The organism is Legionella tucsonensis (genome assembly GCF_001468035.1).
Classification (GTDB): domain Bacteria; phylum Pseudomonadota; class Gammaproteobacteria; order Legionellales; family Legionellaceae; genus Legionella; species Legionella tucsonensis.
This window is the reverse complement of the sequence record NZ_LNZA01000001.1, coordinates 855801-878396: the sequence shown is the minus strand read 5'-3', so window position 1 is coordinate 878396 and position 22596 is coordinate 855801. Positions and strand designations below refer to the sequence as shown.

Genomic DNA, 22596 nt, shown 5'->3' with positions numbered 1-22596 from the left:
GTATCTGTTCCTACTTGATATTTCCCTAAAAAACCAAGTATCCTGTGCAGTATGTGAACAAAGGATGGTTCCTATGTCTTATTTTGTAACGACGAACGGTCATACACAAATTATCGTTCCCTTAACTATTACTCCTTTCAGTCATCAAGAATTACCCACTATAACAGGAAGCCCATTCAGCTATGAAGCAGGGGCAGTATTGTATGGTCATTATGATATGGAATACCTCCTTCCAGGAGGTGACAGACTGCGCTTAATTGCCAACCATGATAAAAAAACCGTGCAGTTCATGCTATTTACCCATCAAGCAGATCTAATTCAACTCATGCCAGGAGAACGACTTTCTTCATTGGTAGCGAATATCATAAGCAAAGTTCATCGCTACAGAATACGCTCAGCAAGCTACAGACAGCCACTTAATCCAGTACAAGAGCAAAAACTGCAACTTGCTAATGAATGCATTAACTCATTAAAAAAACTGTTAAAAAGAGAGCGGCAATTAACCAGTCAAGATTATAAAGGGCATGAAGAACTAAGAAAAAAAGTAATTGAAATTATAGGACACTGTTCCGATCAAAATCGCTTATTAGCAACTTCTCCGCTTGTATCTGAAGGCTCTCTAGGAAGCATTCTTTACGAAGCTCATAAAACAGCACAGCATTATACTTTTAACCGTGTCTATTCTGTGTCACGGCAAGATCAAATGGATTTTAGTCTCGTTGTAAAAAACCATGAAGCACCCCAACCGCATCTCGTATGGGATAGTGAACTTCACATAGGGCATAACAGCAAAGATTTGGATGATGCCTTAAGAGTTATTTGTAACTATTACAAACTTCCCTCTGCAGCGAATTTGAGTAATGCTCCAGCAAATCGATTTGCACAGCTTGCAGCTTTTATTAATAAGCTATGGCGTGATGGCCATGACTGGATTAATTATCTGGCAATAGATGCCAAACCAGAACATAAAACAGAAATACTGAAACGTTTAGATGGGCTCACGATGACCCAAATAACTCCCTATTACAGACTGCAAGGACTTCCACAAAAAGGCTACCCTGATTTAAAAAAACTAATCACAAGCCTTATAAATAGCTCCTATGAACCACTGCTTGAAAATAATAGAAAAAAAGCGAAAAAAATGATTAGCCGACTGCCGGCCGGTAGTTGGGTAATTAGTGCGAATGAGCAACTCATCTTGATAAGACAAGAAAACAAAATAGTACAATTGCGCTATTTTATTCACGATGAGCTTTTCTATCCTTTACCCGAAGGACAGGATTTATATACTTTAGGACAAATCAGCAAACGCCATCTCTACTTGCCGGAACGTGTAAGCCTTAGAATTAACGCGTTTATTTCACGTGTCCCCAGATTTTTCTATAAATTCTACAAAATCATGCATCACTTTATTATCCATAACGTGATGCATGATTTTTTCAACCATATACATGACACACATATTCCCAAACAGGATAATTTTGAGAAAGAAAAACACAAGCAATACACTAAAGTAAGAAACTCCCTGATATTGGCTTTGGAAAATAAAGGACTTTTAGCTAATGGACAAACTCTAGAAGAATTCATTAAAGAACAAATTAGCAACAGTCCTTACGTCATTGCTCGCCCCAATCATCCCCCAAGTCCACCCACTTATGACAATCCATTTCATCGCATCTTGGGCATAATACGTCATATTGCTAGTTTTTTTATTGACGTAAGCGAACAAAATCCCTTGATCGGCACTTTAGCATTGGCAGCATATGCTTATGGTGGTGGTGCAGTACTTGCGCCAGAGCTCCTTAAATCCATTTTAACTAAATTACAATTACATGGTTTAATTGCTGGTATTGAACCGACACAAAAATTAGCTCATTGGATGAGCCATGGAACAATCTCTGAAGCAATTTCTGCATCGATGACCTATTGGCAAAGTGTTCATGCAGGTGGAAATCTAGATAAGTTTTTTGTTGAAGCATTCAATATCCTTAAAGAGGATCCAGCAGAAATTGCCATTATTGCTTCATTAGCGCTTGGTTTAGGGTACGGTTTAACTAAAGTAATTCCATCATTGGGACGTGAAATGGGGGATTTCCCCTATACCAATTATGCCGCTTTGGGTGGAAAAGGCGGCGCTGCTATTTATGATACAATTATGCACCCAGGTGACGATTGGCTTCTCGGTACGTGTAAATGGTTATGTAAAAGCTTTATAACCCTGGGGAAGCTGTGCATTGCTCCTTTTTTTGAAGGCTATTATTATGGATTTAGCGATGGGTTTATCAGGGGTTGGCAAAAAAGTGGGTTACTTGCTAGAAACATCAGTAAACAAACTTTTGTAACCTGCGCTGATTTTGTCTTAGCTCTACTCACTATTCCAATTATCGAAGTAAGCGCTCTTTTTGTCCATGTACCCTTTCGTGGCATTACGAACCTACTTACTAAAACACTTGCGATCCTGGGTAACATCAGTGATATAGGTGAGTTATTACTTTTCTTTTCAACAAGGCCTCGATCGCATAATTTAATAGCCAATTTCAGATTATCACCGCTTTATGGGTTTACCTGGCCATTCGGACACTTTTCTAATCATCAAGCACTGAATCTTTGTATTAATGGTGTTCGAGCTCTAGGCATCCCACTATTACAATTAATAAAAAATCTTCTTGTATTGCCTCTGCTCGATCTTCTTTCTTTCTCTACACGCGTGGGACTTACTATTTTAGATCCTATAAGCCGCCTTCTTATCTACACTTTAGGCAGTGTGATATGTAGTGTTGGTACAGTTTGGGATAATTCTTTCGGCCTCCTATTCGCAACCAGTGCAAAAGGAGCTACAACAATCTGTAACTGGATCGACAACCAAGGCAGTATACTGAAAAACACTTTATTATCCTTTATAGAAAGTCAACGCGGTCATTTGTATCATTGGGCATTTGCAAGAGATGATCTTAAATTGCATACAGCTTTAGATGATATGGAATATTATGCGAAAGATCCAAGGCGTTATGAGCTCATTCCGCATTCAAGCAGCCACTGTTTGTTACAAACCCTCCTGAATAATGACAGTGCATCACAAGCGGCATACAAAAGTCATAGCCCTACTTCTCATCACCAGGCCTTATTTACAGAAAAAAGTTCGAAAAGTAATGCAAAAGTTTCTTTTCAAAAGGAACCAATAAGCTATAGTATTTAGCATACTCATTCCAAGCACATGCTTCTGATGATTTATTGAACAACTTTGTATATAATTATAATATGGTGTAAGAGGATACAGATCTATGGCTATTGCAAAAGAAAACATAACAGAACATCTTACCTCAGATGAGCTCGCCCTTATAAATAAAAAACTTGATGTTGCCATACAATCAAAAGTAAGCAGTGGAGAACTTAGTTTTTCACCTAAAGACGGAGGAGATCCTAACCCGTCTACAATCGATCTGAGCCATTTTGGCTTACATAATCCAGAAGACATAAAGATCTTCCTATTATCACCTGCAGGGGAAACGTTGACCCATGAAATTGGTGCTGAATTGGCTCTTGATAGAGCTATTGAAGAAGAGCGGCAATTGCAAATACAAGAAGAAATCACGATGCAGGAACGGAGAAGAGGTTTGCTGTTTCATTGGCTGCTCGAAGAAGAAGCTGAAGCACAAAAAGCTCAAAATGAGTTAATCCAAATGCAAGAGGATAAGATCTTAAAAAATGATCAAGTTTCACCGAAAAGCCCACCTCTTGAACCAAAATCAGGGACTAAAGAGGCCATTAAAAATTATACTGAAGCGATAGAAAAACTTCAGCAAGATATAAAAACTCTCGAACAGCGTGAAGAAAAGTTAAAAACTGAACGAGCAATGCTTACTGAAAAACATGGTACTTACAATAAGGGCTTAGAAGAATTTAATGCAGCTCAGTTTGAAGCACAATCAGAAAAACAAATTACTGAACAAATTGAAGAACTCCAAAAAGAAGCCGATTTAATATCAGATAAGATGATGCAGCCTGGTCTAAAAGATGAAGATATTTATCGATTAGGAAATGAGCTCAATACAGTCGGTCTAAAAATTGCTAGCTTGGAAGACATACTTGCCGCTAAACGACAAAACAAAGATCCTGAAAAAGTCTATGCTGATATTAATGGAAATGTTAAAGATTCTGCGGGAAAGGACATTACTAAAGAAGATGCGGCATTTGTTCTTTCAAAAGATCAAAAGATTGAAAAAGATAAAGATGGAAATTATTACCTTCTACAAAGGGAGCAAGAGTTAAAAAATATGGCGCCAGAGGAAATAGCTCAGGCCAAATGGGATTTCCAAAATAAAAAGAAAGATCTCACAGTGAAAGTATTCTCTGATGCTGAGGGAAATGTTAAGGATCCTGAGGGAAATGCCATTACGTACGACAAAGCTGCTTTTGTTCTTTCTAAAGGTCAAAAAATAGCGAAAGATAAGGAAGGGAATTACTACCTTTTAAAAGAAGGTCAAGATTTAGAAACTATGAGTGATAGTGATAAAAAGCAGGCAAAGAACGACTTCCAACATAACAAAAACGATCTCAAAATTGTAAAAGATGTAGTTAAAGATGTGGAGAAGGAAGAGCTGAATCTCAATACTGCACGCAGCACTCAAGCCAAAGCTGAAAAATTAATGATGCAAAACCAACTTACCTTAATGCAATCAGCTCGTGCAAAGGCAGAACAATCTTTAAACCCTGCTTTGCATATGCAACCGCCGAATTCAACAATAACAACTCAAAGCGTTGGACTCGGTTCAATTCCACAGATTCAATCTAAAGGCCCTTCTCCGTCAATATCGTCACCACCACAAATATTGGCTGCTGCATTTGTCCAAACGGTAAATAATGGACAAAAGCCAGTCACTTGGGGTTCGATATTTAGTAATATTAAAACGATTCAAGATCCTCAAGCACAAAAAGAAACAGAAAAGTTTTTTACGGATGAGTTTAAGAAAAACTTACCTGAAGACAAAAAAAATGATCTGAAGAATGATAAGAACCCAAATTCCCTAATAGAAAAATTCAAGCGCTTGTTAGAAAAGGCGCCCGTTCCTGAAACAACAATGAATGATTACTTGAAGCATATGAGTCAATTTGGGCAAGATGCCTATAAGAATGATGTTACTTCTGAATTAAGTCCTGTGGAAAAACAAGAGCAACAAGTTAGCACTACTTTGGGAAGAACTAATTAGCGCCCTATCTACACCGAGATAACACAGTTCACCCATATTCCGAGCATTATCTATAGGATGCTCGGAGCATACTTTAAACACCATAATTTTCTTTTTCAAACTAATGAATATCCCTAATTTATTTCAAATAAGAATCACTAATATACTTGCCAACACAAACCAACTCTTCTAACATTAAGTTTTGTGATTTAACCAATTTGAAACAAAGTTTACTAAAAAATATATAGCGTCAGCCCTAAGGGGTGGCGCTACACATCACCATAGGACTCACTATGATCTTAGATAAGTTACTGGGCAATCAATCTGTAATTATATCCCTGGATGTAGATAATTTTTTGTTTGAACGGTTAGAGCAAATAAAATCGGCCGGTTTCGATTTAGTTGAAATTAATTCAACAGATCAAAAATTATTAAATCAGGCAGTTACTCATTATCCTTCGCTTAAAATTGGTGCCGGTGGAGTAATTGATACACAACAGCTTGAAAATTGCTATCAAGCAAATGTACATTTTGCCACCAGTCCTGGTTATTTACCCGCCATTGCCCAAACAGCAAGTGTTTACTCGCTTAATTACTTACCAGGGGTTGCGACGATTTCAGAAGCAATGGCAGTGATGAGTCTTGGCTATATACATGTCCGCCCCTTCCCAGCTGATTTGGCTTTTTGTACTCTTTTGAATAAATGTCTTCCACATCTAAAATTATTCCCAGCTGAAATTGAATGGGAAGAAGCAGAGCATTTTCTTAATTTACCTGCCGTAGCAGCAGTAAGTATACATAATCCTGATACAAAACAGCTCAGTTCGCTTACAACAAGCATTTTGGCGTAACAATATGTCTTATTTGTAAAGATCAGAATTCAACTTAACTTTGCCCAAGATAGATAATATATCCTTAAGGTTGAGTAACCTATAATATAATATAGTAACTTTAATGTCCTGATTATGCTCACTGATGCTCTATTAGATAGAACAGTAATTATTCTCTCCTCGTATAACGGGCAAACTAAAAAAGATCCTGCTTTCGACCTGTATAAACTAGGCATCAAAAATGCGTTCATTAGATTTATTGAACAATGCAAATTATTGCCACTTACTCAACAATTAGAGCATATCACTAAGGAAATGAAAGAAAAAAAAGGAGGTATCGCTGCTAAAATGGAGCATGAGAGTAGCCAAAAACGAACTTGGACTCTAGTTTTTACTTTAGCGACTTTGGCATTAGAACGTAAACAAAATCTTCCTGCAAATCATCCTGAAATTTTACCTATTGATAAACTATTATCTGGGTTAAGCAACGGGTGGGTTCATGGATTTGGTTCTATAGGACTTGGATTAAAACTTAATGAAGAAGCAATTAACAACCTTATAGAAGGAATGAAGGATTGGATACAAAATTTTGACATCAATCAAGGCATGCAAACCCAACACGAAATTTTATTGGCACTTTATGCTGTTTCATGTTCACTTGAGGAAAAACTATCAAGCTATCGCATAGTACCTAAAAGAATTAAAGATGAAATGACAACCATAAAAACATTGGTAGCTAATAAATTTAATGAATTAAAAATCAAATTGGAAAATGAACTCAGCGATTCACGTGTTGATTTATCTACCCAACAAGCCACTCGCTCGGAGCAAGTAAGTAGTGCCTTGCAAGTACTACTTCCTAAAGAAGTTACTTTATATCAGCAGTTCAAAGAACAATTAGAATTTCTACAAAAACAACAAGAAGAACTTCATCAAAAAATAAATAACTTCCCACAAGAAAAATTTAATCGACTCCTTAAATTACACCAATTGTTAAAAGAGCAACCTTCGGCAAACATAGAAGATAAAATGAGTGAATTCTGGAAAAAGTATAATACCCAAGAAAAATTCAATCAGCTTATGGCCGATCTTGAGCTGACGGAAAGTGAAAAATCTGGATGGCAAGAGTATTTTAGATATCAGCATGGATCATATGCAGAGCAAGTCATGTCAATCTTGTGGACAGGAAATTGGGGGCTCCCTGAATTTATGGGAGGCATTCAAAGTGATATGATTTCTTTAGAAGTGCTCCTTTGCAAATGTGAGTCCGCTCAAAAGCCTCTAAAAGCGATTCGCGCGGAACAACAAAAATTAATTCCTGATGAGGAAAAACCTTCTCAACTCATTGATAGTATAGAAAAAAATTTAAAAACCTTAGCGGGTCTTAAAAAGATTAAAATTGATTCATTCGATAAACAACTTCTAGACAGTATGAAGGGAGAAACAACAATAGATACACTAGGAAAAATAAATGGCGATATAGAAGAACTTAAAGAAAACCTGGTAAAGCAAAAAATGATCATTGCTTCCCTTAAAAATATTCATGAAAAAATGGAACTATTGAAGAAGCATGTAAATTGTACTGACATAGAAAAAACTTTTGGATTACTTTTAGATGAAGTAATTAATACACTTAGCTACATGAAACACCCTTTACCTCCTGATTTACCAACCGCAAAAAAAATTGCTGCCTTAAATTCTTCAATAGGTAGAGCGCTTGAAAATGTAGAGGGCATCGAATTGAGCATTAATCATATAGTAAACACGTCAAGTAATCACAAATTGAGTACGATTAAACTGGTGAATCAGTTTGTCAGCTCCAAAGAAAATACATGGGGACATAAGCTTTTACTTATTTTTTCACCTTCCTATAAAAAAATGTTCAATGAGCTAAAAAAGGTTCTAACAGAGAAAACCACTGAAACAAGTTTGAATAATATTAAAGCAGTACTAGGCATAACAAATGAACCTTCGAATAAAAAAGAAATTGCAAAACAATTTAAGGGATTACAAGAGAAAGTAAAAGAAACTTTAGACAACGAGTACTTGGAAGACATGCCCGTTTTTGAAAAAAAATAGAGAGAAAAATATTTAAAAAGGACATTGATTTTTTATTTAAGTAACCCACTATTTTTAGCCCATTCATTTCGGTAATAAGTAATTTGAGGCAATGCATGATTTGAGATATTTTTTATTGCCTCATATTGTCTTAATATAATCATATTATAATAAAAGTATCCACTACGACTAATTATAGACCCATTATGTTTTCAAAAGAATCTTTAGTTACTACCAGAGGAAAGCTTTTAAGTTTTAGTCCGGAAAAGAAAAATGTAAATTTAGATAAATTTATGGCGTCTATGGACAAAACATTTAATCCTTTTATTAGCAACGTTAAAAACGAGCCTCCTGCGAATCAGTTAAAATTCATTGAAGAAAATTTGCAAAAACAACTCCCTCTGAAGAAAAGGCAGCACTTTCTTTTTTTTCTGGCAGCAATTGCAACAATACGCGATATAAGCCTGAAAGAAAGTCATCCAGAAAAAAAACCTATTAATAACCTATTACTTCATCTAAGTGATGGATTTATCAATGGTTTTACTAATCGAGTAAAGTTTCCTAAACTTGATCTGGTGAAGAGCATTCTTGAAAGTTTCAACGAATGGTTCAACGCATACAAACAGGATGATCCCGAAATGAATCATAATGTTTTGCTTGCTTTTTATTGCATGGCCTGTTTTTTTGAAACCCAATTATCTAACCCCCTAGTTCCTAGAGATGCATTAGAAAATATAACGCAAATAAAGCAGGAAATAGAACATAGGTTTACTCAATTAGCAAAGGCACATGGAGGTTCGTTAAAAAATATTCAATCATCACATAATGGTGCCTTACAACAATTAACACCTGAACTACGCGCTAAGGAACAATTTAAGACTAATTTGGCGTCTATAAAAGAACGTGAAGCTAGAATCGAACGGATGATGCAATTGAGGCAGATCTTAAGCGAATCTCCAAAAAATGCAATGGATGTATTTTGGGCGCATTACCAAACTCAGGAACAGTTCAACCAGCTTATGGATGATCTTGAAATAAAGTCTGATCAAAGAAAACATTGGCAACCTTTTTTTAATGCAAAGCATGGCGATTTATCCAGAAAACTTACGGGAGGTCTCTCTATTATTCTCCCTAATGTTATAGGCGGTACTCCAAGTGATGTTTTCTCTATAAACATGCTTATTCGGGAAAATTGTTTCGCTTTAAATAAATTAAAAGTTCAATTAATAGAATACAAAAATCCTACTAAGCTTATTGCGGAGATTGAAACTGAATTTAGCCAGCTCAAAGATATAGAAAAAAAAGATATCCAAGCTTTGAAAGCACATCAGTCGCAGATTAAATCAGCTAAAGGTATAAAAGCAGATATACTTGATGTGGTAGTTGGTGAGATTAATGAATTTCAACGACATTTAGATGTTCAGAAACAATATGTCCTTCATCTTCAAAAGATTCATACAAAAATATTAGCATTAAATGATCTAGGGGTTGAGACCGATGGTTTACTCGAGCCCTTTAAGAAAATGCTTGATCATGCAGTCAAAACAGTTCCTCATGGGGATAAACATATCGATCCAAAATCACCTGAAGAAAAAATTGACGCTTTGCTTGCAGGAATAAGAAATACTCAAGCAGATGCTGAAAAAATCGGAGTAAAAATCCAAGAAGATGTAGGGAAAATACGCAATCTGGCACTTGGTGAATCCAAGGATGCTATTCTTCATGCTACGGCTCTATTTATTCAGAAACATGAAAAGAATTTTCTTCATAAGATATTATGTCTTTTCTCTAAAACCTATAAAGAAATGTTTGAGTCGTTAAATGAGGCTGTAAAGGAGAACGACACTACTCGGGTAGTAAGTATTTTAGTAGGAAAAGCAGAGGAATACGCTGAAACACATACTGTAGCAATGTTATTTAATGAGACACAAGAGTTACAAACATTAAAAACACCCGCGAAGAGCTGATGAGCTAAGCTCCATCAGAAGATATCTCACTTTTTGATAGATTGCCCAATCTCCAAATTCACTTAGTTTATACTGAGTCATTCTCTATTAATCAACAAGTCCAGAAGGAAAAAGCCTGCGCCAATACATATCGCACTATCCGCTAGATTAAAAGTGGCAAAATGATGATGTTTATAATAAAAATCAATAAAATCAATTACATAACCATTAAGAGCTCTATCGATCAGATTACCAACTGCCCCACCTAAAATAAGACTAATCCCTGCTAAAAGTAATCTAGAATGACTTTCAGTACGATACAACCAGACAACGAGTATAATGCTCACGATAAGACTAAAACCAGCAAAAAACCATCTATGCCAGTCTCCAGCACCGCTTAAAAAACTAAAAGCAGCGCCAGAATTATACGCCAAAGTCATGTTAAGCATTGGAAAAACAGGTAATGGTTTATATGGAGTTAAAAAAACACTCGCCAGGTACTTACTTGCTTGATCAAAAACAATCACGACAAGACTGAGTATAAACCATGGCCATTTTCTCATATAAATTGCCTCATTTCCTCTTGACCGCTAATATTACTGACACAACGTAAGCAGAGCTCAGGATGTTGGGTATTTTGACCAACATCAGGCCGTCTGTGCCAACAGCGAGCACATTTTTCATGTGGACTTGCCGAAACGACAATAGAAACACCGTATGCTGTAGTCGCTAAACCTGCTGGAACTGAATTCATAGGATGTACTGTCGCACCTGATGTGATTAACAAAAAGCGCAACTCTTCACCCAATCGAGTTAGTTTAGGTAATACTTGATTATCCGCATATAAAGTGACTTCTGCAGCCAAAGCAGAGCCAATTTCGCCTTTTTGACGTGTCTCTTCCAAAGCTTTATTCACTTCATCACGAATTAAATGTAACTCATCCCAATCTTCCATAATAACATCATCAAACTTTGGCCAAGCATCATACCAAAGTTCAGTAAAGACTGATTCTTGATTATAACCAGGTATATAGCGCCCTATCTCTTCTGCTGTAAATGACAGAATAGGTGCCAGCCAAAGAGTAAATGCCCTAATGATGTGATACATTGCAGTTTGGCAAGAGCGTCTGGTTTTGCTTTCTTTTGCGGTGGTATATTGCCTGTCTTTAATCAAATCAAGATAAAAACTTCCCATATCTACCGCGCAGAAATTATGAAGTTTCTGGTAAATAATATGAAATTGATAGCTTTCATAAGCTTCGATGATTTCTTTTTGCAAAAGCTGACTGCGCTTTAATGCCCATTTATCCAACTCCAAAAGATCTTTGTCAGGTACGCTATCAACTGCGGGATCAAAATCAAATAGGTTTGCTAATAAAAAACGAGCTGTATTACGAATTCTTCTATAAGCGTCTGCATTTCGTTTAATAATTTCATCTGAAATGCTCACTTCATGTCGATAATCTGTAGAAGCTACCCATAAACGTAAAATATCCGCACCATGTTGGTTAACTAACTTATCCAAAGCAACATAATTCCCTTTGGATTTAGAAAGCTTTTTACCCTCGGCATCCACAGTATAGCCATGAGTCAATACTATTTTATAAGGAGCAATACCATACATAGCCACGGAAGTGGTTAATGAAGAGTTGAACCAGCCGCGATGCTGATCTGAACCTTCAAAATAAATATCTGCAGGGAAAGATAACGCTTTATTTTGTTGTAAAACACAGAAATGAGTGACACCAGAATCAAACCACACGTCCATAGTGTCGTTAATTTTGTCATATAATTCGGCATCATCTCCCAGAAGCGCTTTTGCATCCATCTCGAACCAAGCATCAATGCCAGATTTCTCAATAAGCAACGCAACTTGTTCAATAAGATCCAATGTATTAGGATGCAATTCACGAGTCGTTTTATGCACAAATAAGGGCATAGGTGTACCCCAAGCCCTTTGTCTTGATATACACCAATCAGGCCTATTCTCAACCATATTGCTAATACGAGCCTTACCCCAATCAGGCATCCAAGTCACTTTATCAATTTCTTTGACAATATGTTCTCTTAACTGAGCTTTATCCATGGAGATAAACCACTGAGGTGTCGCTAAAAAAATCATCGGTGATTTATGTCGCCAACAATGAGGATAACTATGTCTAATATTCTCTTTCGCTAACAGAACTCCTTTTTCAGCCAAAACACCCAAAATTGTGTCATTGGCCTTTAATACAGAAAGCCCAGCAAATAATTCAACATCATCAGCAAAACAGCCATTTCCTTTAACGGGATTAATTAAACGCAAATTATAAGCTTGACCAACAAGATAATCATCTGGTCCATGAGCAGGAGCAGTATGTACGCATCCAGTACCGGATTCAGTAGTTACATGCTCACCTAACACCACTGGAACAACTCGACTGTAAAAAGGATGTTTTAAGTTTAAATGCTCAAAAACCTTTCCTTTTACCGAACCACAAACTGTATATTGACTCACTCCGTAACGAGCCATAGTAGATTCAACCAAATCGGTGGCAAGTATTAAATAAGAATCAACTGCATCGACTAAAGAATAATCAATCGAGGGATGTAAGCATACTGCTTCATTAGCAGGTAAAGTCCAAGGAGTCGTAGTCCAAATAGGAAGACTAACTGACTTTATTTCCACATTTTTTTTAAACAAATCAATAAATTCTTCAGGGTGCACTGCAATAAAAGCAACATCAATAGAAGGTGAGGATTTTTCATCATAATCAACCTCAGCTTCAGCCAAAGCAGAACCGCAATCAATACACCAATGTACTGGTTTAAAACCTTGGTGCAAATGACCATTTTTGATCATCAAACCCAATGCGCGAACGATATTGGCTTCATAACGAAAATCCATGGTGACATAGGGATTATACCAATCTCCAAAAACTCCCAGTCGTTGAAACTCATCGCGCTGAATATCGATTTGACTGGCAGCATACTCACGGCATTTGGCACGAAACTCTCGCGCAGATACCTTATCACCGACTCGCCCTATTTTTTTCTCTACATTAAGTTCAATAGGCAGCCCATGGCAATCCCAACCAGGAACAAATGGCGCGTCATACCCGCTGAGTGACTTGGATTTAATGATAATGTCTTTAAGAATCTTGTTTAACGCATGGCCGCAGTGCAAATGGCCATTCGCATAAGGAGGGCCATCGTGCAAAATAAAATGTTTACTTCCAGCACGAGCTTTACGAATTTTTTCATAAACTTTTTTTGCTTGCCAAGCGGCCAAAACTTCGGGCTCTCGAGTAGCCAAGCTTGCCTTCATCGGAAATGAAGTATTAGGGAGATTTAATGTATCTTTGTATTCTGCCATAAGAGTACTCTGCGAAATCGTTAAATTGTTGGTGACTATGATATAGAGGTCTTTTCATTACAGTTCCTGAGGAATTCTTTTGCCACCGCAATATCATTATAAATCTGCGCAATTAAAGCATCCACCGAAGTGAATTTAACCTCATCACGCAATTTGTGCAAGAAAAACACCTGCATTAATTCACCATATATTGACTGATCAAAATCAAATAAATGTACTTCCAAAATGTTCGTGCTGCCATCTACTGTAGGACGACGTCCAATATTCGCTACCCCATACACCATTTGGGAAGCAATTCGAACTCGAACTACAAATACTCCTTGTAAAGGCAAAGAATAGCGATGCAGAGCAAGATTTGCCGTAGGGATTCCCCACTGTCGACCACGTCCGTCTCCATGCAATACACGACCACAAATACTATAAGGTCTACCTAGATATTTTGCTGCAGTATTCAGATCACCATGCTGCAATGCTGTTCTAATTCGTGTTGAGCTGATTCTACTTTCGTTAATACAAAAATTTGAATAAATACTTACATCGCAAGCATACTCCGAACCAAGCTTTTTCAACAAGCTCACATCACCTTCTCTGTTTTTGCCAAAACGAAAATCTTCTCCTACCAGTAGATGTTTCACGTTGAGCATAGAAAACAAATAAGAATATGCAAACTCAGCTGCAGAAGTTTGCGCTAATGTATTATCAAATTTAAAACAGTATACATAATCAATTTGGCATGAGCGTAATACATCTAATTTTTCTCTTAAACTGGAAAGTCGTGCTGGTGCTTTCTCCCGTTGGAAATACTCTCTGGGCTGAGGCTCAAATAGGATTAGGACTACAGGCAACTTTAAATCATTTGCTTTGTGTTCCAACGTCCTAATAAGATTTTGATGTCCCAAATGCACTCCATCAAAATTACCAATAGTAGCAACCACGCCTTTATCAAACGCAGAAAAATGTTGAATGCCGCGCAACAATTCCATAAGTAATTCAATCGTGTAACTCGAAACTCAGTAGTATACTTGTTTTCTGCTCTATTGAGAAATAGTAAGAACGTTACAACAAACTATTAGAAGCATTTTTAGCCAAACGAAGCCAAGTGAAACCTGGAGAAACAGAAATTAATATAAACCCGTGTAAGCTTTGCTGCGCCCCAGGCTACACTTTTATACTCGTTTTTTATGCTTTAGAATGCTTCTCAGAAGGTATAGAACGGACGATTAAAACATCACATTCAGCACCATGCAAAATGGAATTTGCTGTTGAACCTAATAATAAAGAAAGTCCATGTTTACCATGACTTCCCGTAACAATCAAATCGATATGACGCTCTTGTGCGACCCTTAAAATTTCATTTTTAGTGGAGCCGAATTCAATAAATCGATGTTTTGCATCTACCCCCAATTTTTTACCCAACTCATTGAGTTCTTTTTCGGCTTGCTCGCGAATAGATAATTCAACTTCAGCAAATCCGGCAAAACCAGGATAAGCATAAGCAGGAATAGGTTCTACGACATGAACTAATATCAGATCAGCGCCATTCTCATCAGCAATTTTTTTCGCCTTATGCGCTGCCATAATACCAACCTCATCAAAGTCAGTAGCAAACAATACCCTCTTATACATCATTTTCTCCTTATAATTCTGATGCCTACTTATAGACTAGCAGATTTAAAATTAATTGCATTACAAATAGAATGTATTTCGCCTCATAAAGAAAGCGTCATTAACTTATATCCACTCTATTGTAATTTTATCCTGAATTGGAACATACCTAGTTTTTGAAAATAATTTTTTACTACATATGGTCATTTGTTAATAAAACCTTAATGTAAATATATTATTCTTTAAGCGCTTAATTTAGACAATTCAAATAGAAATTAGGAGATTTTCATGCCTAAAGCATTTACTCATTTGTGTAAAAAAGTTAATCTTAGTTTGTATGATAATACCTTGACTGTTTATCCCAAATCAAGCCTGCAACAAAGTATGCTTCCACCAGTAAAAGATGAGCTTAGTCTGCTTTTTATTATATTGTTTTCTAAGATGGATTGCGTTAGTGCTGAAGTCGATAACTTCTTTATGGAACGTTCAAATGAGTTGGGTGTCTATCGCTTTGTACATCGTGAAGACTCTGATCATTATTTATATCATCAAGATGATTTTAAAATAGATGACAACCATTATCATGCTCAATTTGCAGTAACCATTAATGAGAATAAATTAGATGGCATTTTAGATGTATTACAGAAATATTCCATTATTTCAGAAGATGAACATAAAAGCTTCGTCAAAGCATATCATGATGCGAATACCCTTCCTAAAGAAAAACATACAACAAAGCAAATTTCGGTTGTTGCTCCTGTTGTTATACAAGATAAAGGAGAAAAACCTACTTTTGGAGGGTTCAGGCGAGGATTTTTCCTTCCAAAACAGGATAAGTCTAATGATTTAAATCACCATGATATACCAACCATGAATATATATTAGAATCTCAAATCGTCTCCACCCCATTCTTAAAATTCAACAACGTGCCTCATTTTTGGCACGTTACTTCATAAATAGGTGATCCATTGAACTCTATTTAAGTTAGTAGTTTCTCGGAAAAAATCTAACAAGTAGAGGGGAACAAACTTCAGACGATTCTTAACTCCCATCCGATTGCAATAATCAATTCAGATTTTTATCTCTTAACCGCAGATGCTCTTCAGCTTTAGCAATTGCTTTCCGAATTGCTAAAGCTTCTTCTGATTGTTCTGGAGCTAGTTTTAACAAACGTTGCCAATAACTTATTGCATCTTCATACGCATGGCTTACGAAAGCATCCATCGCAAGCATCGCCAATGCGTCAGGTTGATTTGGATTATTTTTTAATAATCGGTTAAATAGTTTGGTGACCTGTTCAGTAAATTGCTGATTATTCAGTACCCACAAACTATGCGCATAATTAACTGCATATTGTTCATCATCGGGATTAAATTGATATGCTTTTGCAAAAGCATTTACAGCATTTTGTTTTTCATTTTGGCTGCTGTATAAACGTCCCAAAAGATACCAGCCTTTAGCACTTTTTGGGGTCTCATCCAATTTCGCACGCAATTTATCGATTAATTCGTGTGGACTTTTAATCGACTCCAATATTTTTTTAGCTTGTTTCTGGGAGTTAAGGCTATGTACATGTTCTTGCCATCCTCCAAAGCTCCCCCAATAAAAATAACCTGTAAATACTCCTAGAAAAATAGCAGGAATCAGTAACAGACTGGCAATAAAACGGCGTCTGAATGGATAAACCATGAATATACAGGCTAACCCAGTTAGACCTATTAATAATCCCAGTAACCACCATTCATTCATAAAAAACTCGCTCAATTATGTATGTTCCTTCTCTCGGACTCCAAAACAAGTCCGCCAGAAAATAACAAGTCCTAAGAGTAAAAATAAAATAGGTCCAAACCACAATAAAAAAGTTACTGCCTTAACAGGAGGTTTAAACAGGATAAAATCTCCATAGCGAGCAGTCAGATAATCACTGATTTCACTATCACTCTTCCCTTCTTTCACCATTTGATAAACCTGGTTACGCAAATCCTTAGCTAATTCAGCATTAGAATCTGCCAAATCTTGATTTTGACAAACCAGACAACGCAAGTCTTTAAGCAGATGATTAAATTGAGCTTCCTTTTGAGCAGAATCCAAAGGATAAGTGCTATTTGCCCAAACGGGTAAACATACAAAAAGCAAAAAACTCCTTAAAATAGAGTATATTCTCATGAAATATCCTCCAACTTCTTCATTAAAGGTGAAATCTCTTTTAACCACATCTCTTGAGTCATAATTCCAGCATGCCGATAACGGATTATTCCTTTCTTATCAATCACAAAAGTCTCTGGTGCGCCATAGACACCTAAATCGATTGCAACTTTTCCGTCCTGGTCTTGGATGACCTGCTTATAAGGATTTCCCCATTGCTTCAGCCAGAGGAAGGCATTAGTAGATTTGTCTTTGTAATTCAACCCATAAATCGGTATTCCTTCACGTGCCAATTGCAACATAAAAGCCTGCTCATCGACACAAGCAGCACACCAACTAGCCCAGATATTTAATAAAACTACCTGACCATGTAATTGAGTGGAACTAAAAAAAGAATTCGGATGATACAATTCAGGGAGACTAAAGTGAGGTAATGACTTTCCAAGTTGAACTGAGGGTAATTCATGCGGATTTAAGGATAAACCACGCCAAAGAAAAACACAAAGCAGCAAAAAAAGAGTAATTGGAATCACCTTCCATCCTATTTTTTTCATGCGTTCAACTCCTGGGCACCAATTATTGCTTGCTGTCTTTTTTGATAATAGCGTCTATCTGTCAGTGCAAAAAAACCACCTGCTAAAATCATAAACCCACCAGCCCAAATCCAACGAACTAAAGGTTTGTAATAGAGTCTTACTGACCAGGAGTTATCAGTTAATGGCTCACCTAAAGCAACATAAATATCTCTAAATGGCGTTACATCAATTGCGGACTCAGTCATAGCCATTTGTCCCACAGTATAAAGTCTTTTTTCAGGATAAATCAGCTTGGCCTTGCCCTGATAGTTTATTTTGAATTGGGCTTTAGTTCCTTTATAGTTTGGCCCGATTAACGGTTCCTGGTGCATAAATTCAATAGAATAACCAAGTAAAGATACTTTTTTTCCGGGCTCCATTTGTACATCATCTTGCACACCATAAGCTGTAGAAACTGCAATACCAATTACTGTAGTTGCTACTCCCAAATGTGCGAGAATCATTCCCCAAAAAGCTTGTCCTACGTGATATAAGCCACGATCAAAGATCCGTCTGTAAGCGGCTTGAAATGTACTTAAAATCACCCAAAAAGCCAGACTCAATCCCATAAAGGCTGAACCATTAAATTCTTTAGTACTAGTAAGTAACAAAATCAAAGGAATTAAGAGGCTAAGAACAATTGTTCTCCATAGCTTTTTTAATATGTTTCGCCAATCATCTTTGTTCCATCTTAAATGAATACCCATTCCCATCAATAACAACAGAGGAATCATTAAAGGGATGAAAACAGAATTAAAATAAGGGGCTCCGACAGATAGTTTACCCAGACCTAAACCTTCAACAAGCAGTGGATACACCGTTCCCATTAAAACAGTGAGCATAATTACTACTAAAAAAACATTATTTAATAATAAAGCACTTTCCCTAGAAAAAGGACTGGGATTGCTGTCTGAATGTAAGGTTTGTGCTCTAAAAAGAAATAATAATAAAGAACCACCAATAACAAATAATAAAAAACCTAGGATATATAATCCGCGCTGTGGATCTACGGCAAATGCATGAACTGAAGTCAAAACACCGGAGCGCACAAGAAAAGTACCTATTAAGCTTAAAGAAAAAGCGGCAATTGCAAGCAACATAGTCCATGCTTTAAATTGTTGGCGCTGTTCAGTTACTGCCAAAGAATGCAATAAAGCAGTACCTACTAACCAAGGCATAAAAGAAGCATTTTCGACTGGATCCCAAAACCACCATCCGCCCCAACCTAGCTCACGATAAGCCCACCAGCTTCCCAAAGTGATCCCTGCTGTTAAACAACACCAAGCAGCTAATGTCCAAGGTCTAGTCCACTTTGACCAACCGGCTTCTACCCTGCCTGCCCAAAGTGCTGCAATAGCAAAGGCAAAGGCAACAGAAAAACCTACATACCCCATATACAACATTGGCGGATGAAATAAAAAACCCGGATCTTGTAGTAAGGGATTCAAATCACGACCTTGAGTATCTAAAACTTGAAATTGGCGTAAAAAAGGGTTGGATGTAGTCAGCAAAAATAGAATAAATCCAATACATAACCAACCAAGAACAACTAAAACACGAGTACGCATTTCCTTTTCCAAACCTGTACTACAAAAAACCACCAGCAACGTCCAAAAACTCAAAATAGAGACCCATAACAGCATGGAACCCTCATGTCCACCCCAAACAGCACAAAGTTTATAAAACCAAGGTAAGTTAATGCTGGAGTTACTGAGTACGTAAATTACTGAAAAATCATCCTTTAAAAAACAAAGTGTGAGGAAGAGATAGGATAAGGCAATAAAGAAAAACTGGCAGACTGCATAAGTACTTGCAGCATCTATCCAATTACTACGTTTTAATCGCAATCCAGCAAGTGGAATTAATGCAAGCATTATGGAAGAAAACAAAGCCAAAACCAAAGAAAAAAGCCCTAATTCTGCAATCATGAATGTACCTTTTGGGATAAAGCTGCTTTCACTTCCGGTGGCATATAATTCGCATCATGTTTTGCCAATACCTGCGAGGCACGAAAATGTTGATTATCAAGAAGTTGCCCTTCAGCAACTACTCCCTGCCCTTCTCTAAATAAATCTGGAAGAATGCCCGTGTATTTTACGGTAATGGTTTGATTAAAATCGGTTATTTTAAATTCTACATCCAAACCCTTTTTCGAGCGAATAATGGAACCCTCTTCAACCATCCCTCCCATACGAATATTATGCTGTTGCGGCGCTTCACCCGCTACAGCCTGGGTGGGAGTATAAAACAAACTAATATTTTGTCTCAGCGCATATAAAACTAGTGCTGCAGCGATGGATAAAATAGACATGGTAAATACTAAAATCATTATCTTGCGTCGGCGTGCCGGAATCATTTTTATCGCTTAAACCATTGTTGTAATTTTTGGCGTGTCTGTTTTCCTTTCCATTTCATCCCTAATAAATTCATTACTAAAACAACACATACCAAACCGTAAGCCGGCCAAACATAAATGGAGTACCCCCCCATTGCCAACCACTCTAAAAATCGATTCATTTAAATTCCCCTTCAAATTGAATCTTGACCCAAGCTTGCCTCTTTTCCCTAAGCAATAATTCATGGCGTCCTTTTTCTAAAATAACCCACAGACAGTATAAAAAAAATCCAACTATGGTCAACAATAAAGGATATAACATACTTGCATCAATCTTGGGCTTGGCAAAGACTGACAAAGTAGATCCTTGATGCAAAGTATTCCACCAATAAACTGAATAATGAATAATTGGTAAATCAATAACTCCCACCAAAGTTAAGATAGCAATAATTTTATCTCCATTATCTTTATTTTTTATCGCATAGTGGGTTGCTAAAATCCCAGCATAAAGCAATAAAAGAATTAGTTCAGAAGTCAAACGAGCATCCCAAACCCACCAGGTGCCCCACATGGGTTTACCCCAAACACTTCCCGTTACCAGCGCAAGAAAAGCCATGCTAAGACCAACTTGAGCAACAATATTAATTAAAAGACCTGCTATTTTAATACGCCAAACCAAAAGCAATACAGCTAAAAAACCCATCCAGGCATAGAGCATCATGGACAAAAAGGCACTGGGTACATGCACATAGATAATGCGGAATGCGTCACCTTGTTGATAGTCAGGTGGGGTAAATACCAATCCCCAAATTATACCAACAACTAAGGTCACTAAAGCGCTCACTGCCAAACCTGGAGTAATGCGTCCAATAAAATTATAAAAAAACTTAGGCGATGCCAGTTGATATAATAATTTCCACATAGGAATAATTGAAATCAAAAAAAGCGGATTTTAACACGTATCACCTTATTCGCAAAACTCAGAATCATACATGTAGGGTAAACGCATCTAATTTTTAACACAAGAAACCTCATTTTTTACATACTTGTACGGCATATATACAACACATCAAAAGCAGTGCTGGATTACACATATAAAGAGCTTAACCTAGGCATTTTGATTTATAGTGCTCTATTAGATGCGTTTACTCTGAATCATACATGGAGTATGTGAGCATCGGTGCGCAGAAAATCAGGAAGTTTGGCCAAGATAGTAGAAATGGAAATAGACCTTATTCAACATGACTGATACGCATTATCCCGGCAATTGCATAGGGTAAAAATCCTGTAGCAACTACAGACATTGCAAGTAATAAGGCTAAATAGGCACTAATTGGCAATCCGTGCATGGCTATATTTAAAGTGCCACTTCCAAAGATAAGTAAAGGCAGAGTTAACGGCAATAAAATTAAAGCCATCAAAAGCCCCTTCTGATTGACTCCAACTCCAAATGCAGCAGCCAAGGCACAAAGAAACAGTAACGCGGGAGTGCCGCAAATTATAGTAAGTGCAAGCACCTCTGTTTCCCAAACACTCAATGAAAATAATAAAGCAACCAACGGGCATAAAATGAGCAAAGGCAACAAATTAAATAACCAATGAGCGATTATTTTTGCGCCAACCAGCAAAGGCAAAGACTGACCGGAAACAATCCATTGTTCGATTACACCATGCTCGTAATCTTGTTGGAATAAGCGCTCTGAAGAGAGCAAAAAAGACAAGAGTATCGCCATCCAGACTAAACCAGGGGCTATGGCTTTAAGCAATACGGCTTCCGGTTTTAGAGTAAGAGGGAACATAAAAAGAAAAATTAAGAAAAAAAGACATGAATTCATTAAAAAACGGATTTGTCGCACCTGAATAAGCAATTCACGTTTACATTGTTTGGCAAATAAGGAAAAGGAAGAAATCACAAACAATACTCCTCATAATCAGAGGAATTTAGCGGTAATTGCTGGTGAGAAGTTAATAAAACTGAGCCACCCTGCTTTCGATGAACTGCTATTTTATCCATAATCAGTGTGATGGCCTTATCATCTAACGCGATTAAAGGCTCATCAAGAAGCCATAATTTAACATTAGAAAACCACAAGCGCAGTAACCCCGCTTGCCTACGTTGCCCGGCGGATAATAAGCCGCAAGGAACATCAAGGTGCTGTTCTAGTGTGAAAATTGAAGCGAGCTCCTCTAGGTTATTACACCCTTCTTTCTTTATACTACGTGATGAGGAAGTATAATGAAGATCAAAAAAGCAATTCTCTTTTAAAGTTAAATTAGGATTAATACCTGTTTTGTGACCTACAAAACATACATGACGTTGATAAGCAGAGTGGTCCTTAGCTATATTTTGTCCAAAAAATTGAATTTTACCTTGAAGCGGAAAATACAAACCGGCGATTAATTTTAATAGGGTTGTCTTTCCTGCGCCATTTCTACCACGCAAATGAAGTAACCCTCCTGCGGGCAAATGAAAACTTACTTTATCTAATAAAGGTTGATCCTGATAATCAAAATCAAGGTTAATCACATCAAGCATAGGCCAATAATACACCTCTTCAAAT

The 22596-nt window shown here is 37.0% G+C and carries 19 protein-coding genes; 6 read left to right on the top strand and 13 right to left on the bottom strand.

The window, feature by feature from the left end; all coding sequences use genetic code 11:
• Positions 1-73: 73 nt before the first annotated feature.
• The 5 genes from Ltuc_RS03830 (at position 74) to Ltuc_RS03810 (ending at position 10041) form a co-directional block, all read left to right on the top strand.
• Positions 74-3196, top strand: coding sequence for a hypothetical protein (locus Ltuc_RS03830; protein WP_058520009.1), 3123 nt, complete (start codon positions 74-76; stop codon positions 3194-3196).
• Between the two features lie 85 nt (positions 3197-3281).
• The gene (locus Ltuc_RS03825) at positions 3282-5207 is read left to right on the top strand and encodes a hypothetical protein (protein WP_058520008.1); all 1926 of its coding nucleotides are present in this window, start codon (positions 3282-3284) and stop codon (positions 5205-5207) included.
• Positions 5208-5479: 272 nt separating this feature from the next.
• Complete coding sequence (locus Ltuc_RS03820; RefSeq protein WP_058520007.1) at positions 5480-6037, top strand: beta/alpha barrel domain-containing protein; 558 nt, start codon at positions 5480-5482, stop codon at positions 6035-6037.
• Between the two features lie 114 nt (positions 6038-6151).
• A complete protein-coding gene (locus Ltuc_RS03815; protein ID WP_058520006.1) occupies positions 6152-8095 on the top strand; it encodes a hypothetical protein in 1944 nt (647 codons plus the stop codon).
• Between the two features lie 185 nt (positions 8096-8280).
• Positions 8281-10041: a hypothetical protein gene (locus Ltuc_RS03810; protein WP_058520005.1), complete on the top strand. Its 1761-nt coding sequence runs from the start codon at positions 8281-8283 to the stop codon at positions 10039-10041.
• 77 nt (positions 10042-10118) lie between these two features.
• On the opposite strand, the gene lspA is transcribed toward Ltuc_RS03810, so the two are convergent.
• The 4 genes from lspA to Ltuc_RS03790 form a co-directional block, all read right to left on the bottom strand.
• On the bottom strand, positions 10119-10583 hold the full coding sequence (lspA, locus tag Ltuc_RS03805) for a signal peptidase II (RefSeq protein ID WP_058520004.1): 465 nt from the start codon (positions 10581-10583) through the stop codon (positions 10119-10121).
• Positions 10580-13375 carry an isoleucine--tRNA ligase gene (gene ileS, locus Ltuc_RS03800; RefSeq protein ID WP_058520003.1) on the bottom strand — a complete coding sequence of 932 codons (2796 nt, stop codon included), beginning with the start codon at positions 13373-13375 and terminating at the stop codon, positions 10580-10582. The genes lspA and ileS overlap by 4 nt, the downstream gene beginning before the upstream one ends.
• A 35-nt stretch (positions 13376-13410) precedes the next feature.
• Positions 13411-14358, bottom strand: a complete 948-nt coding sequence (gene ribF / locus Ltuc_RS03795; RefSeq protein ID WP_058520002.1) for a bifunctional riboflavin kinase/FAD synthetase — start codon at positions 14356-14358, stop codon at positions 13411-13413.
• 196 nt (positions 14359-14554) lie between these two features.
• Complete coding sequence (locus tag Ltuc_RS03790) at positions 14555-15001, bottom strand: universal stress protein (protein WP_058520001.1); 447 nt, start codon at positions 14999-15001, stop codon at positions 14555-14557.
• Positions 15002-15268: 267 nt separating this feature from the next.
• Between Ltuc_RS03790 and Ltuc_RS03785 the strand changes: the two genes are divergently transcribed.
• Positions 15269-15865 carry a hypothetical protein gene (locus Ltuc_RS03785; RefSeq protein ID WP_058520000.1) on the top strand — a complete coding sequence of 199 codons (597 nt, stop codon included), beginning with the start codon at positions 15269-15271 and terminating at the stop codon, positions 15863-15865.
• Between the two features lie 180 nt (positions 15866-16045).
• Here the strand turns inward: Ltuc_RS03785 and Ltuc_RS03780 are convergent, their stop codons facing one another.
• From Ltuc_RS03780 to ccmA, 9 genes are all read right to left on the bottom strand, one after another.
• Positions 16046-16729: a tetratricopeptide repeat protein gene (locus tag Ltuc_RS03780; RefSeq protein WP_058519999.1), complete on the bottom strand. Its 684-nt coding sequence runs from the start codon at positions 16727-16729 to the stop codon at positions 16046-16048.
• A gap of 15 nt (positions 16730-16744) precedes the next feature.
• Complete coding sequence (locus tag Ltuc_RS03775) at positions 16745-17146, bottom strand: cytochrome c-type biogenesis protein (protein WP_058519998.1); 402 nt, start codon at positions 17144-17146, stop codon at positions 16745-16747.
• Positions 17143-17679, bottom strand: coding sequence for a DsbE family thiol:disulfide interchange protein (locus Ltuc_RS03770; RefSeq protein WP_058519997.1), 537 nt, complete (start codon positions 17677-17679; stop codon positions 17143-17145). Before Ltuc_RS03770 ends, Ltuc_RS03775 begins: the two co-directional genes overlap by 4 nt.
• Positions 17676-19628 carry a heme lyase CcmF/NrfE family subunit gene (locus Ltuc_RS03765; RefSeq protein WP_058519996.1) on the bottom strand — a complete coding sequence of 651 codons (1953 nt, stop codon included), beginning with the start codon at positions 19626-19628 and terminating at the stop codon, positions 17676-17678. Before Ltuc_RS03765 ends, Ltuc_RS03770 begins: the two co-directional genes overlap by 4 nt.
• Complete coding sequence (gene ccmE, locus Ltuc_RS03760; RefSeq protein ID WP_058519995.1) at positions 19625-20056, bottom strand: cytochrome c maturation protein CcmE; 432 nt, start codon at positions 20054-20056, stop codon at positions 19625-19627. The genes Ltuc_RS03765 and ccmE overlap by 4 nt, the downstream gene beginning before the upstream one ends.
• Before the next feature lie 2 nt (positions 20057-20058).
• Complete coding sequence (gene ccmD / locus Ltuc_RS03755) at positions 20059-20217, bottom strand: heme exporter protein CcmD (RefSeq protein ID WP_058519994.1); 159 nt, start codon at positions 20215-20217, stop codon at positions 20059-20061.
• Positions 20214-20957 (bottom strand): heme ABC transporter permease CcmC, encoded by a 744-nt coding sequence (gene ccmC, locus Ltuc_RS03750; RefSeq protein WP_058521594.1) that lies wholly within the window; start codon positions 20955-20957, stop codon positions 20214-20216. The genes ccmD and ccmC overlap by 4 nt, the downstream gene beginning before the upstream one ends.
• Before the next feature lie 310 nt (positions 20958-21267).
• The gene (ccmB, locus tag Ltuc_RS03745; protein ID WP_058519993.1) at positions 21268-21948 is read right to left on the bottom strand and encodes a heme exporter protein CcmB; all 681 of its coding nucleotides are present in this window, start codon (positions 21946-21948) and stop codon (positions 21268-21270) included.
• Entirely contained in the window at positions 21945-22571 is a 627-nt protein-coding gene (gene ccmA, locus Ltuc_RS03740) for a heme ABC exporter ATP-binding protein CcmA (RefSeq protein ID WP_058519992.1), read from the bottom strand. Before ccmA ends, ccmB begins: the two co-directional genes overlap by 4 nt.
• Positions 22572-22596 lie beyond the last annotated feature (25 nt).